The following is a 14483-nucleotide window of genomic DNA, read 5'->3' as shown; positions in this document are numbered from 1 at the left end:
CGCCAAAACAAAAGCCCCGCCGAAGCGGGGCTCGTCGCATGCGGACGGCGCAATGCCGCGCGGTGCGGGGCTTACAGGCAGGCGCTGATGTCGCCGGCGGAAGCGGCGTCGCCGCGCACGCCGACCCAGGTCTTCGCGCCCGGCTGCCCCGACGGGCGAACCATCGCGGCCGCGCCGTTCGGCGGTTGCTGGCCCGGTACGTAGACATCGGTCGCGAGACCGTTGGCGAGCACGTTCTGCGAGACGACCTGTTGCTGCGACTTGTCAGCCCAAGTCTTGGCGATGCATGCCGAGACGTCCGGAGCGGATTTCTGGCTTTGTCCCACATTCTGCATGGCCGGATCGGCAGCATGAGCAGAAATTGCCACGGTCAATGCGATGAGCGGTAAGTATTTCATGTTCACGTTTTATCTCCCTCGAGTCGTGATTGATTGAGTGGGATGCGCAGCAGAACTGCGTTTCTGTGAGATTGCATTCGACACATGCGGTTCCGGCGATTCCGCAACAAGTTGTTAACGCGCTTGCCAAACGGCGATCCGGATGCTGTGTGTTCTGCGGCGCTGCGGCATACGTCGCGTGCGGCCCGCATGGAGGCGGGGACGCGGCAACGACGTCATGCTTCGTGAGGTCGGCTCGCTGCCCTGTGGTGTGGCGGATTGACGGCCGCGGCGTGCTGCATGTGTCTGCATGTCGCGCCGCGACGCTTCTTTATTGGATGACGAATTGGAATGGCTGAATGGTGGCCCCGTCGCATGAGCACCATGATGACAAACTTCCGTCCGATGAACTGTCAACGAAGTTTAAACGCCAAACGCGCCGTTTCGGACCGCGGGAGACGACGAATAGAGCGGTGCGCGGCCGGCGCGCCGTGCACCGTTGCAAAAATCAGCCGGCCTTGCGGGCGCCGATATCGCGCAGGTTGACCGGCACGACCGGACGGAAGCGCTCGCGCTTCTGTTCGTCGTCGAAGTGCTGGAGCGCGGGCTTGATCAGGTCGCTGCGCGACACGATGCCGGTGAGGCGCAGCGATTGCGGATCGTCGACGACCGGCAGGCGTTCGAGGCCGAGCATCGCGAGTCGCGATGCGACCACGCGGCAGGTCTCGTGTGCCTGCGCGACGGCCGGTGGGCGATCGGCGAACGCGCTCGCGAGCGGTGCGTCGGGCCCGGCTTGCGCGCGGTGCGCGTCGAGCGTCGCGCGATCGACGAGGCCGAGCAGGCGGCCGTTCTGCACGACCGGGTACGCACGGTGCATCTGCTTCGCGCCGAAGTATTGCGACTCGACGGCGTCGAGCGGCGTGGCGCCGTCGATCGCGACGAGCGCGTCGGCGGGCGTCATCACTTCAGCCACGTCGTGACGTTCGAGCGGATCGACGCCGTATTCGCGATAGATGTGATAACCGCGGCGCGCGATCTTTTCCGTCATGATCGAGCGCTTCATCACGATGGTCGCGAAGCCGTGCGCGACGAGCGTCGCCGCGAGCAGCGGCAGCAGCGCGTTTGCATCGTGCGTGAGGCCGAACGCGAACACGATCGCGGTGAGCGGTGCACCGAGCGTGGCGCCGAGTGTGGCGGCCATGCAGACGAGCGGCCACAGCGCCGGATCGCCGCCGGGCAGCACCGGCGACAGCACGGTGCCGAGGCCCGCGCCGAGCATCAACAGCGGGGCGAGCACACCGCCGGACGTGCCGGAGCCGAGCGCGATCACCCACATCACGGCTTTCACGATCAATAGCGCCAGCGCGATCTTCAGCGCGATGTGCTGATGCAGCAGGTCGCCGATCACGTCATAGCCGACGCCGAGCGCGCGCGGCTCGAGCCAGCCGCCGATGCCGATCACGACCGCGCCGAGCGCCGGCCACCACATCCAGTGGACCGGCAGCTTCGCGAAGGTGTCCTCGACGCGGTACAGCGCCGCCGACAGCCCGCACGCGAGCATGCCCGACAGCAGGCCCGCGACGATGCACGACAGTAGCGCGACGGGCGTCGGCGACGCGGTGGTCAGCGGAAACAGCGGCTCGACGCCGAAGAACACCGCGCGTGCGAAACCGGCGACCGCACAGGCGAGCGCGACCGGCAGGAAACTGCGCGGACGCCATTCGAACAGCAGCAGCTCGACCGCGAGCAACACGGCGGCGACCGGCGTGCCGAACACGGCGGTCATGCCGGCGGCTGCGCCCGCGACGAGCAGCGTCTTGCGCTCGGCGGCGGTCACGTGCACGCATTGCGCGATCAGCGAGCCGAGCGCGCCGCCCGTCATGATGATCGGGCCTTCGGCGCCGAACGGGCCGCCGCTGCCGATCACGACGCCCGACGACAGCGGCTTGAGGATCGCGACCTTCGGCGACATGCGGCTCTTGCCGAACAGGATCGCCTCGATCGCCTCGGGAATGCCGTGGCCGCGGATCTTCTCCGAACCGAAGCGCGCCATCAGCCCGACGATCAATCCGCCGATCACCGGCACGACGATCACCCATGCACCGAGCGTATGGTTCGCGGGCGAGCGGTCGGCGAACGAAAACTGCTGGAAGAAGAACAGGTTCGTGAACAGGTGAATCAGGCTCAACAGCACGAATGCCGCCAGCGTGCTGAGCAGGCCGATGCCGGCGGCGAGCAACGCGATCCTGGGCAGGCGTTCGTTGGTCGAGAAATCGCGTTTGTGTGGTGCGTTCATCGGCGTGAGGAAAGGTCGGTAAAGCGTGGGTCAGTAATCGATCTGCGGAACCTGGAACGCGCCCTTGAGCGATTTCAGCTCGGCGCGATGCATGGCCGCGAGGCGCGCGAGCAGCGTTTCGCCGGCCTCTTCGAGGTGTACCTCGACCTGCCGGCGGTCCGCTTCGCTCGTCTTGCGCTTCACGAGCCCGAGCGCCTCGCAGCGCGTCACCAGCGCGACGACGCCGTGATGCTGCGCCTGCAGGCGTTCGGCGATTTCCCCGATGGTTGCCCATTCACGGTGCGGGTAGCCTTTGATGTGCAGCAGCAGCAGGTATTGCAGCGGCGTTACGCCTTCACTTTGCGCGGCGCGTTCGGAGAAGCGCTCGAAGCGGCGCATCTGATAGCGGAACTCGGACAGTTGCTGGAAATCGCTTTTGGTCAGCGAGCGTCGGTTATCGGTCATTGCAGTCGATTGGACAAGCGGTTTCGGTAGCGTTGAATATATCACAACGTGATATAAGTGGCCGATTTATGGCGGAATGAGCAGCATTGCGTCGTGCGTCGGTGCCGTTCGTTCCGGTTACGCGGCTTCCAGCATCTGCGTTTGCCGGTACAGGCCGGTGACAAGATCGGTCTGCGTAATGATCCCGACGAGCCGGCGCGACGCGTCGACGACCGGGATGTGGTGGTGGCCCGAGTGCGTAAACAGCGGCACCAGCGCGGTAAGCGGCATGGTTTGCGGCACGGACGCGACGTCGCGGGTCATCACGGTGGCGACGCTCGGCGGCTGGCCGCCGAACGACTGCGGCAACCGCGCGGACAGCCGTTGCCACAGCGGCGTCGGGCGGCGCGCCTGGCGCGTGAGGTCGGCGCGCGTGACGATGCCGATCAGGCGAGCGTCGCCGTCGACCACGGGCAGCGCCTTCACGCGATGGCGCTCGAGCAGCGTGAGCGCGGCCGTCACCGACGTGGACGGCGCGACTTCGATCGCATTCTTCGTCATCAGGTCGGCGCACGTGAGTTGGCCGAACGTGCGCGTATACGCCTGCATCTCGGTTTCGCGCAGCAGCATTTCGAGGTCGTCCGGATCGACGTCGAGCCATTCGCTGCGGCGCTTGAGCACCGCGTCGAGATCGGCGCGCGTGAAGCCGCCACGCGCAGGCGCGGCGCTGCCGGCTTGCGGTTTCGCGTCGGGACGCACGCCGCCGTGCGGATAGCGATGGCCCGTCAGCGCGTGATACACGAGCGCGGCCGACAGCAGGATGCCCGACTGCAACGCGATCGGCTCGACCACGAAGCCGAAGCCGAGCGCGTGGATCGCCGGGCCGCCGAGCACGGCCGTCAGCGCGACCGCGCCCGACGGCGGGTGCACGCAGCGCAGCGCGAACATGCCGCCGATCGCGAGGGCAACCGCGACCGCGGCGGCCGTGATCGGATCGGCGATCCATTGCGCGCACGCGACGCCGACGCTCGCCGCCACCAGATTGCCGCCGATGATCGACCACGGCTGCGCGAGCGGGCTTGCAGGCACCGCGAACAGCAGCACGGCCGACGCGCCCATCGGCGCGACGAGCAGCGGCACCAGGCCCGGCACGCCGGGCAGCACCCGCATCGTGACGCCGACCGTCGCGATACCGACGAGCGCGCCCGCGCACGAGCGCATGCGTTCGCGCCAGCCGAGCGTCATCGGATGGGGAATGAAGCTGTGCAGCCATTGGCGGAACGTGCGGCGCGACGGGGAGGAGCCTGACGACATGGACGGTAAGCGGTAAAAAGGACGGCGCGGATGATCCGGCGCAAGAAAAGCGGGATTATATCGCGTTGTGATACAAATTGTCGCGCCGCATCAACGCGTTGCCTGTGTGCGACGCGCAGGGCTTGCAAGAACCTTTCATCGGATGAAAGCGTGGCGGCCGCGCGATCGCGCAATTTTGCGTGCGGCGGCGTACAATTCCGGCCACCGAATTCCCCGATATGCCACAGCCACGCACGCGATGCCCGCTCTCCCGCCCATTCCCCGGCATGGCGATCGCTTGCGCTGCGTTGGCGCGCACGCGTCGATTCCCCTCTGACGCGAGCGCCGCCGACGTTTCCCCACCGACCCTCCCCAAGCCAATTCAATGGACATGCTCGAAAACATGCGCCTGTTCGTGCGCGTTGTCGAAGCCGGCAGTTTCACCGCGGTCGCGAAAGAAATCGACGCGACCACCGCGCAGGTGTCGCGCGCGGTTTCGAATCTCGAAGCCCACGTACAGACGCGCCTGCTGCATCGCACGACGCGCCATCTCGGTCTCACCGAAAGCGGCGAGCGCTATTTCGAGCGGGCGAAATCGATCCTCGCCGAAATCGACTACGCGAACGCCGAAGCGCGCAACGCGCTGCTGCGGCCGAGCGGCAAGATGCGCATCCATGCGATGACGGGGCTCGGGCAGAGTCATGTCGTGTCGTCGATCGTGCGGTATCAGGAAGACAACCCGGACGTGTCGGTCGAGCTGACGCTCGCGCAGCGGATGCCGAACCTCGTCGAGGAGGGCTACGACGTGTCGATCGTGACCGCGTCGCAGTTGCCCGACTCCGGCTACGTCGCGCAGACCTGTGGCACGAGCTGCAGCGTTTTGGTCGCATCGCGCGACTACCTCGCGCGGCACGGCACGCCGACGACGCCGGACGACCTGCCGAACCACGTATGCCTGCGCCTTGATACGCCCGCGTCGCCGGCCAGCGAGTGGCGGCTCGAGCGCGGCGACGACGAGGAGACCGTCTACGAACTGCAGCCGGCGCCGTTCCAGGTCAACGTGCCGGATGCGCTGTGCGTCGCGGTGCGGGCGGGGCGCGGCATCGCGTGCGTCGCGCTGTACACGGTGCTGGACGATCTTCGCGAAGGGCGGCTGATCCGCGTGCTGCCCGACTACCGGCTGCAGACGGTCAGCGTGTACGCCGTCTATGCGACGCGCCGCTATCTCGACGCGAAGATCCGCACCTTCCTCGACCATCTGCGCACGACGCTCACGCCGGCGCTTGAGAACGACTTGCGCGAACTCGACCGGCTCACGGTCGAGCACACGACGGGCAAGCGCCAGCGCGCGTGACGCCGCGGACGTCGGTTCGCTTGCCGGGCGGCGCGGCGCCGCGCGTCACGCGGCCGGCGTGATGCGAAGGCCAAAGAACACGATCGTCATCAGCGCGATCCCGACGGCGTTCGATCCGGGGCAACCGAGTATGGGAATCGTATCGATATCGGTCTAACATCAAAAGACGATCGATGGATTCAAGATTTGAATGATTGAACTGAACCAGCTTCGCTGCTTCGTTGCCGTCGCCGAGGAACTGCATTTCGGGCGCGCGGCCAAGCGGCTGTTCATGACGCAGCCGCCGCTCAGCCGGCAGATCCAGTTGCTCGAGCACGCGCTCGGCATCGCGCTGCTCGAGCGCAGCAGCCGGCAGGTCAGGCTGACCGCGGCCGGCGAGCGCTTTCTGCGCGATGCGCGACACATCCTCGAGTTTTCCGCGCGGGCCGAACAGGCCGCGCAGCGCGTCGCGCACGGCGGGGCCGGTCGCATCACGCTCGGCTTCACGGCGGTCAGCGCGTACCGGATGATTCCGGTGCTGCTCGCGCATGCGGCGCATGCGCTGCCGGACGTCGATGTCGAATTGCGCGAAATGGTGTCGACCGTGCAGATCGACGCGCTTGCGTCGCGCATGCTCGATGCGGGCTTCGTGCGCCAGCGCGCCGCGCGCCATCCGCTCGAATACCGGCTCGTGCAGCGTGAGCCGATGCTCGTCGCGGTCGCGCAGGGCTCAGCGCTCGCCGCGTACGAACGGATCGGCCCGGACGAGCTCGACCGGCAGCCGTTCATCGCGTATTCGCCGAACGAGGGGAAGTACTTCCACGACATGATCTCGGGGATGTTCGCTGGCGCCGGCCGCTTGCCGAACTACCTGCATTACGTCGGGCAGACGCATACGATCCTCGGCCTGGTGCGCGCGGGGCTGGGCGCCGCGCTCGTGCCGGCGTCGGCGCGCGAGCTGCATGTCGACGGCGTGGTGTTCCGGCCGCTCGCGGGCGTCGACGTGGCGGCCGAGCTGTATCTCGCCTGGCGCGCGGACAACGACAATCCGGCGCTGCCGGTATTCAACGCGATGGTCGAGCGGTTTCTGACGGAAGGGGCGGATGGTGGTGGCGTATAGCCAAAGGCACGAGTCTGACGCCGCAACGAGGTGGCGAACCTGAAGCGAATCCTGGTCAGCCAGCATCTGGTGATTCGGGGCCGCTAGCCGGGCCGTGAAGCGGGGAGGATGAAGCAGAGGAAATGAAGCGCGGCGCGGCCCGGCGGAAACGATCCCCCGGGCCGCGCGCTGTCGGACATCAGTGAGTGATCGACAGGAACAGATACGCCGCGAACAGCGACAGGTGCACGACGCCGTGCAGCACCGTCGTGCGCCCCTGGCTGAGCGTCAGCGTGCTGACGAGCAGCGTGAGCGCCAGCAGCACGGTTTCCATCGCGCCGATGCCGAGCGTGAGCGGCTGGCCGACCCAGATGAACACGGCCGCGACGGTCGGGATCGTGAGCCCGATGCTCGCGAGCGCCGAACCGAGCGCGAGGTTCATGCTGGTCTGCAGGCGGTTCGCGCGTGCGGCGGTGACGGCCGCGAGCCCTTCGGGCAGCAGCACGAGCGCGGCGATCACGATGCCGACCGCCGCTTCGGGCGCGCCGAGCTTCATCACCGCATGCTCGACGGCCGGCGACAGCAGCTTCGCGAGCAGCACGACCGCGACGAGGCTCGCGAACAGCAGCACGAGGCTGATCAGCGCGGTACGGCCGGTGGGCGGCGCGGCATGCACCGATTCATTCGCACTGTCGTGCGCGGTGAGGAAGTAGTCGCGGTGACGCACGGTCTGCACGAATACGAATGCGCCGTACAGCACGAGCGACGACACGCCGGCGAACGCCAGCTGCGATTTCGAAAAGAACGGACCGGGCGCGGCGTTCAGGTAGTTCGGCATCACGAGCGACAACACCGACAGCGACGCGAGCACCGCGAGCGCCTTGCTCGCCCCGCGCCCCTGGAAGTCCTGCTCGCCGTGCTTCCACGCACCGACCAGCAGGCAGAGGCCGACGATGCCGTTGCAGATGATCATCACGGCGGCGAACACGGTGTCGCGCGCGAGGCCCGATTTCTCGGGACCGGCGCCGAGCATCACCGACACGATCAGCGCGACTTCGATGACGGTCACGGCGACCGCGAGCACGAGCGTGCCGAACGGCTCGCCGACGCGGTGCGCGACGACTTCGGCATGGTGGACGGCGGCGAACACGGCGCCGGCGAGCGCGGCGGCCAACACTGCGATGACGAGGCCTTCGGCCGGCACGACGCGCGACAGCGCGAGTACCAGCCACGCGGCAAGCGGGGCCCAGAGGGTCCAGCGCGGGAGCTGGTTGGACGAGATCGGCATGGACGGTTTCCCTATGCGAGTGGCGGCGCGCAACGCGCCGTCACGGATTGACGAAGCCCGGCCGGATAATCCGCCGAACGAGGACGATGATGCTGATGGGCGGCAGCGCGCAACGGTGCTGCCTCCGGTTCGCCGCGCTGAGGCGGCGAGGGGCGCGGGCGGGCCGAAGCCCGTCGCTGGATGAAACGGTTCGATGCGACCGGGTGCCGATGGCGGGGCGCGTGGACGTGCCGGCAGGCGGCCCTGCGGTGCGGAACCGGCCCCGAAAGGGCGGCGGGCGATGGGCAGCGGTGTGACACGCGGTTTCCCCTGGAATCCGGCGATTTGTCGAATTTTATCAGGCGTTCGGGGGTCGCTATCTCATATTCCAATTCTTTCATTGACCTTTCGGTTTACAAAAAGTGCCCCGATCGTTCGATTTTTTTGTTTTTGCAGTTTGCGTAACGCTCTATTGCACGACAAATTCGGGCTCGCCCTGACATAAATCTACCGACCGGTCGGTTTATAATCGCTCGCACTTCCACTTCATTGACGGATCGCAAGCGATGGCTGGTTCTTCTGCACATTCGGTGAATTCGGGCGCGCTGGCGCCGTCGGCAGTCGTCGGCGTGATCGGCGCGGGCGCGATGGGCGCGGGCATCGCGCAGGTCGCGGCGGCCGCCGGTCATACCGTGCTGCTGTACGACCTGAACGACACGGCATGCGACAAGGCGCTCGCCGGCATCCGCGCGCAGTTCGCGCGGCTCGCGGAGAAGGGGCGGATGGAGCGGGCGCAGGCCGACGCGGCCGGCAACCGGATTCGCGCGGTGCGCGCGCTGGCCGAGTTCGCCGGCGCCGCGCTGATCGTCGAGGCGGCGGCCGAGCGTCTCGACGTGAAGCGCGAGATCTTCGCGACGCTCGAGCGCCATGTCGACGATACCTGTGTGCTGGCGACCAACACGTCGTCGATCTCGATCACGTCGATTGCGGCCGGGCTGCGCGCGCCGCAGCGCGTGGCCGGCCTGCATTTCTTCAATCCGGCGCCGCTGATGGCGCTCGTCGAGGTGGTCTGCGGGCTCGCGACCGCGCCGGAAGTCGCGCAGGCGCTCCATGCGACCGCCGCCGCGTGGGGCAAGCAGCCCGTGATGGCGAAATCGACACCGGGCTTCATCGTGAACCGCGTCGCGCGGCCGTATTACGCGGAGGCGCTGCGCGTGCTGAACGAGCAGGGCGGCACGCCGGCCTCGATCGACGCGGTGATGCGCGAAGCCGGCGGCTTCCGCATGGGGCCGTTCGAGTTGATGGACCTGATCGGCCACGACGTGAATTTCGCGGTGACCGAGTCGGTGTTCCGCGCGTACTTCAACGATCCGCGCTACACGCCGTCGCTGATCCAGCAGGAACTCGTGAACGCGGGCTTCCTCGGGCGCAAGTCGGGGCGCGGCTTCTATTCGTATGCGGACGGCGCGACGCCGCCCGCGCCGGAACTCGAAGCGCCACGCGACGCGCCGGCCGACGTCGTGCTGTTCGCGCAGGACGGCCCGGCCGCCGCGCTGCATGCACGCTTCGCCGAACGCATCGCGGGTGCGCGGCGCGACGGCGCGCATGCGGACGAACTGCTCGCCGTGGCCGGCCGCGCGTCGATCGCGCTGACCGACGGCCGCACCGCGACGGTGCGCGCCGCGCAAACCGGCGTGGCCGATCTCGTGCTCGTCGATCTCGCGCGCGACTACGCGCAGGCCGGGCTGGTCGCGCTGACGCGCGCGCTCCAGTGTGGCGACGCCGCCTACGCCGATGCGGTCGGCCTGTTCCAGCAAGCCGGTTTCCGGGTTGTCGGCGTCGCCGACGTGCCGGGCATGGTTGCGATGCGCACCGTCGCGATGCTCGCGAACGAGGCGGCCGACACGATCAACCAGGGCGTGTGCTCGCCCGCCGATCTCGATCTCGCGATGGAGAAGGGCGTGAACTACCCGTGCGGCCCGCTCGCGTGGGCCGATGCGATCGGCATCGGCCGCGTGCATCGCGTGCTGTCGAACCTCGCGGCGAGCTACGGCGAGGACCGCTATCGCGTGTCGCCGCGCCTCGCCGCCTTGCACGCGGCCGGCCGCACGTTCCGCTAGCCGGCGGCCGCATCACCCCGATCACGATAACGACATCACTCCACTGGAGGAGCACCCCGATGACTCACCCGACGCATCCCGCCGCCGCCCTCGATCCGATCGAGACCGCCAGCCGCGACGAACTGCAGGCGCTGCAGCTCGAGCGCCTCAAGTGGTCGCTGCGCCACGCGTACGACAACGTCCCGCACTATCGTCGGACGTTCGACGCGGCGGGCGTGCACCCCGACGACCTGAAGACGCTCGCCGATCTCGCGAAATTCCCGTTCTCGACCAAGAACGACCTGCGCGACAACTATCCGTTCGGGCTGTTCGCGGTGCCGCGCGAGCAGGTCGTGCGCGTGCATGCGTCGAGCGGCACGACGGGCAAGCCGACGGTGGTCGGCTACACGGCGCGCGACATCGACACCTGGGCGAACGTGACCGCGCGCTCGATCCGCGCGGCCGGCGGCCGCCCGGGCGACACGCTGCACAACGCGTTCGGCTACGGGCTCTTCACGGGCGGCCTCGGGATTCACTACGGCGCGGAGCGGCTCGGCTGCATGGTCGTGCCGATGTCGGGCGGGCAGACCGAGAAGCAGGTGCAGCTGATCCGCGATTTCGAGCCGAAGATCATCCTCGTCACGCCGTCGTACATGCTGAACCTGATCGACGAGATGGTGCGGCAGGGGATGGACCCGGCCGCGTCGTCGCTGAAGATCGGCATCTTCGGCGCGGAGCCGTGGACGCAGGCGTTGCGCGAGGAAGTGGAGACGCGCGTGGGCATCGACGCGCTCGACATCTACGGGCTGTCGGAAGTGATGGGCCCCGGCGTCGCGTGCGAATGCGTCGAGACGAAGGACGGCCCGGTGATCTGGGAAGACCACTTCTATCCGGAGATCATCGATCCCGTGACCGGTGAAGTGCTGCCGGACGGCAGCGAGGGCGAGCTCGTGTTCACGTCGCTGACGAAGGAAGCGATGCCGGTGATCCGCTACCGCACGCGCGACCTCACCGCACTGCTGCCGCCGACCGCGCGCGCGATGCGCCGGCTCGCGAAGATCACGGGCCGCTCCGACGACATGCTGATCGTGCGCGGCGTGAACGTGTTCCCGAGCCAGATCGAGGAAATCGTGGTTGCGCAGCCGAAGCTGTCGGGCCAGTTCCAGGTCACGATCTCGCGCGACGGCCACATGGATCGGCTCGACCTCGCGGTCGAGCTGCGCTCCGAGGCCGCCGCATGCGTGACCGACGGCGAGCGCGCGGCGATCGGGCGCGAGCTGCAGCACCGGATCAAGACGATGATCGGCGTGTCGGCCGGCGTGACGGTGCTCGCCGCCGGCGGCATTCCCGCGACCGCGACCGGCAAGGCCCGGCGCGTGATCGACCGCCGGCAGGCCGCATGAATTTCGCCGTTCCCTGTTCTACCGCGAGGAAACCTGTTCGATGGATGGATTGAAGACCCTGGCCGTTGCCGTCGATGCGCGCGGCATCGCGACCGTCGCGCTGCAGCGCGGCGACGTGCTCAACGCGTTCGACGAGACGATGATCGCCGAGCTGACTGACGCGTTCACGACGCTCGGCCGGCGCGACGACGTGCGCGCGATCGTGCTGCGCTCGGACGGCCGCGCGTTCTGTGCGGGCGCCGACCTGCAGTGGATGCAGCGCGCGAGCGCGAACGACGCGACCGCGAACCTGCGCGACGCCGAGCGGTTCGCCGCGATGATGCGCGCGATCCGGCAGTGCCCGAAGCCGACGGTCGCCCGCGTGCAGGGCCACGCGTTCGGCGGCGGCGTCGGCCTGTGCGCGGCCTGCGACATCGTGATCGCGAGCGATCATGCGCGCTTTTCGGTCAGCGAGGCACGGTTCGGGATCCTGCCGTCGGTGATCGGACCGTATCTGGTCGAGGCGGTCGGCCAGCGCCAGGCGCGCCGGCTCGCGCTGACGGCGACGCAGTTCGCGGCCGGCGAAGCCGTCGCGATCGGGCTGATCCACCAGGCCGTGCCGCTCGACGCGCTCGACGCAGCACTCGACAAGACGCTCGCGGAGCTGAGCCGCAACGGCCCGAATGCGCTGATGGAGATCAAGCGCTTTTTCGACGCGATCGGTGAGTACCCGCCGTCGGACGAACGCGCGGCGTTCACCGCGCAGACGATCTCGCGCGTGCGGGCCACGCCGGAAGCGAAGGAGGGCTTCGCCGCGTTCTTCGCGAAGCGGCCGCCGGCGTGGGAGGCTGGCACCGACTGACGCCGACCGAGGCTGTGGCGCGGCCCGCGGGGCGCGGGTCGCGAATTGCGTCGCGCGCGCGGGCGCTTGCTCTACAATGCGTGACCTCCGGCGCGCCGCCGGCCCCAGCCCTGATCGCTTCCTCGCCCCGATGATCGTCGACCGCCTTATCTCCGAGATCCTGTTCGGCTTTACCGGCCTGATCGGCATCATCAATCCGATCGGCATTGCGTTCCTGTTTCTCGAACGCACCGAGGCGCTGACCGAGCACGAACGGAACCTGCTCGCGAAGAAGGTCGCGTTCAACGCCTTCATCGTGTTGCTGGTCGCGTTCTTCGCCGGCACGCCGGTGCTACATTTCTTCGGGATCTCGATGGAAGCGCTGCGGATCGGCGGCGGCTTCGCGGTCGCCGTCGCGGGGTGGCAGATGCTGAACGAGCCGGACGGCCCGGGCGGCGGCGACACGCCGGTCAAGCCGATCGACGCGAACGCGATCATGACCCGCGCATTCTTCCCGCTGACCGTGCCGCTGACGGTCGGCCCCGGTTCGATCGCCACCGCGATCGCGCTGAACGCGAACCGCACGCACAAGCTGTCGGAATTCATGCTGTCGAGCATCGTGTCGATCGCGGTGTCCGCGCTCGTCGCGGTCGTGATCTGGCTGACCTACAGCCGCGCCGCGCTGCTGTCGCGCTATCTCGGCATCGAAGGCACCAAGGTCGCGAAGCGCGTGTCCGCGTTCCTGCTGCTGTGCATCGGCGTGCAGATCATGCTGACCGGGTTCTCCGAGTTCCTGCGGCCGCTCGCCGACCAGATCAAGTAATCCGTTCGTTCTTCGAGGTGTGACCGGGCCCGGCCCCGCGCGATGCGTGCGGGTCGCGGGTCGCGTTCGTCTTTCGTCTGTTTGACCCGATCCCGCGCGGCGGCGCGCGAGTGCGCCGACACACGTTTGCGCGCCGCGCGATACCATGCGACGTCCGGCGGATGCACGCCCCGGCGTTCGTGCGCGGTGCACCGACGCGCGGCGCGCATCCGGCCGCAACCCCCCTTCAATGACGAGGCGAGCGATGGAATACGTGAAATTCGGGTCGACCGGGATGGACGTGTCGAAGCTGGTGCTGGGCTGCATGACGTTCGGCGAGCCGTCGCGCGGCACGCATCCGTGGACACTGCCGGAAGCGGAAAGCCGCCCGATCCTCCAGCGCGCGATCGAGGCCGGCATCAATTTCTTCGATACCGCGAACATGTATTCGGACGGCACGTCGGAAGAGATCGTCGGCCGCGCGCTGCGCGACTTCGCGAAACGCGACGACGTCGTGATCGCGACCAAGGTGTTCTACCGGATGCGGCCGGGGCCGAACGGCGCGGGGCTGTCGCGCAAGGCGATCATGACCGACATCGACCAGAGCCTGAAGCGGCTCGGCACCGACTACGTCGACCTGTACCAGATCCACCGCTGGGATTACGGCACGCCGATCGAGGAGACGCTCGAGGCGCTGCACGACGTCGTGAAGGTCGGCAAGGCGCGCTACATCGGCGCGTCGTCGATGTTCGCGTGGCAGTTCGCGAAGGCGCTACACACGTCGACGCAGAACGGCTGGACTCGCTTCGTCAGCATGCAGAACCACGTGAACCTGCTGTATCGCGAGGAGGAGCGGGAGATGCTGCCGCTGTGCGAGGCCGAGGGCATCGCGGTGATTCCGTGGAGCCCGCTCGCGCGCGGCCGGCTGACGCGCAACTGGGACGAGTCGTCCGGCCGGCAGCAGAGCGACGACGTCGGCCAGCGGCTCTATGACGCGACGGCCGATGCCGATCGCGCGATCGTCGAGGCCGTCGCGGCGATTGCCGCCGCGCGCAACGTGCCGCGTGCGCAGGTCGCGCTCGCGTGGGTCGCGCACAAGCGCGGCATCACCGCGCCGATCGTCGGCATCTCGAAGCCGCATCATCTGGACGATGCGCTCGGCGCATTGGAACTGAAGCTGACGGACGACGAAATCGCGGCGCTCGAAGGGCCGTACGTGCCGCACGCGGTGGCCGGTTTCAACTGAGTTCAATCGGGCGAAACCGGCGGGC

General features: G+C 68.1%; 12 protein-coding genes. 7 read left to right on the top strand and 5 right to left on the bottom strand.

The features are described 5' to 3' along the window. Positions 1-71: 71 nt before the first annotated feature. The 4 genes from ACP26O_RS16935 to ACP26O_RS16920 all read right to left on the bottom strand — a co-directional run bounded on the left by ACP26O_RS16935 (position 72) and on the right by ACP26O_RS16920 (position 4410). Positions 72-398: a hypothetical protein gene (locus ACP26O_RS16935; protein WP_011658969.1), complete on the bottom strand. Its 327-nt coding sequence runs from the start codon at positions 396-398 to the stop codon at positions 72-74. Positions 399-885: 487 nt separating this feature from the next. Beyond that, positions 886-2673 carry a chloride channel protein gene (locus ACP26O_RS16930; RefSeq protein ID WP_175663710.1) on the bottom strand — a complete coding sequence of 596 codons (1788 nt, stop codon included), beginning with the start codon at positions 2671-2673 and terminating at the stop codon, positions 886-888. A 30-nt stretch (positions 2674-2703) separates the two neighbouring features. Beyond that, complete coding sequence (locus ACP26O_RS16925) at positions 2704-3117, bottom strand: MarR family winged helix-turn-helix transcriptional regulator (protein ID WP_006754165.1); 414 nt, start codon at positions 3115-3117, stop codon at positions 2704-2706. Between the two features lie 117 nt (positions 3118-3234). Further along, positions 3235-4410 carry an HPP family protein gene (locus ACP26O_RS16920; RefSeq protein WP_175663711.1) on the bottom strand — a complete coding sequence of 392 codons (1176 nt, stop codon included), beginning with the start codon at positions 4408-4410 and terminating at the stop codon, positions 3235-3237. Positions 4411-4774: 364 nt separating this feature from the next. On the opposite strand from ACP26O_RS16920, the gene ACP26O_RS16915 reads away from it, so the two are divergent. After that, on the top strand, positions 4775-5743 hold the full coding sequence (locus tag ACP26O_RS16915) for a LysR family transcriptional regulator (RefSeq protein ID WP_105831161.1): 969 nt from the start codon (positions 4775-4777) through the stop codon (positions 5741-5743). A 190-nt stretch (positions 5744-5933) separates the two neighbouring features. Next, positions 5934-6842 carry a LysR substrate-binding domain-containing protein gene (locus ACP26O_RS16910; protein WP_012366190.1) on the top strand — a complete coding sequence of 303 codons (909 nt, stop codon included), beginning with the start codon at positions 5934-5936 and terminating at the stop codon, positions 6840-6842. Positions 6843-7020: 178 nt separating this feature from the next. On the opposite strand, the gene ACP26O_RS16905 is transcribed toward ACP26O_RS16910, so the two are convergent. Then, entirely contained in the window at positions 7021-8109 is a 1089-nt protein-coding gene (locus ACP26O_RS16905) for a calcium:proton antiporter (protein ID WP_126225514.1), read from the bottom strand. A gap of 545 nt (positions 8110-8654) precedes the next feature. Between ACP26O_RS16905 and ACP26O_RS16900 the strand changes: the two genes are divergently transcribed. The 5 genes from ACP26O_RS16900 (at position 8655) to ACP26O_RS16880 (ending at position 14458) form a co-directional block, all read left to right on the top strand. Next, positions 8655-10208, top strand: coding sequence for a 3-hydroxyacyl-CoA dehydrogenase (locus ACP26O_RS16900; RefSeq protein ID WP_175663712.1), 1554 nt, complete (start codon positions 8655-8657; stop codon positions 10206-10208). 59 nt (positions 10209-10267) lie between these two features. Next, positions 10268-11590, top strand: coding sequence for a phenylacetate--CoA ligase PaaK (gene paaK, locus ACP26O_RS16895; protein ID WP_165753208.1), 1323 nt, complete (start codon positions 10268-10270; stop codon positions 11588-11590). Positions 11591-11630: 40 nt separating this feature from the next. Then, positions 11631-12431 carry an enoyl-CoA hydratase-related protein gene (locus ACP26O_RS16890; protein ID WP_175663713.1) on the top strand — a complete coding sequence of 267 codons (801 nt, stop codon included), beginning with the start codon at positions 11631-11633 and terminating at the stop codon, positions 12429-12431. Positions 12432-12561: 130 nt separating this feature from the next. Next, positions 12562-13233 carry a MarC family protein gene (locus ACP26O_RS16885; RefSeq protein WP_041491482.1) on the top strand — a complete coding sequence of 224 codons (672 nt, stop codon included), beginning with the start codon at positions 12562-12564 and terminating at the stop codon, positions 13231-13233. 244 nt (positions 13234-13477) lie between these two features. Beyond that, positions 13478-14458 (top strand): aldo/keto reductase, encoded by a 981-nt coding sequence (locus ACP26O_RS16880; RefSeq protein WP_175663714.1) that lies wholly within the window; start codon positions 13478-13480, stop codon positions 14456-14458. The last annotated feature ends 25 nt before the right edge of the window (positions 14459-14483 follow it).

It is taken from the genome of Burkholderia sp. R-40, from assembly GCF_049942845.1.
GTDB lineage: Bacteria > Pseudomonadota > Gammaproteobacteria > Burkholderiales > Burkholderiaceae > Burkholderia > Burkholderia ambifaria.
Note: the sequence above shows the minus strand (reverse complement) of the source record. Positions and strands in the feature narration are given on the sequence as shown.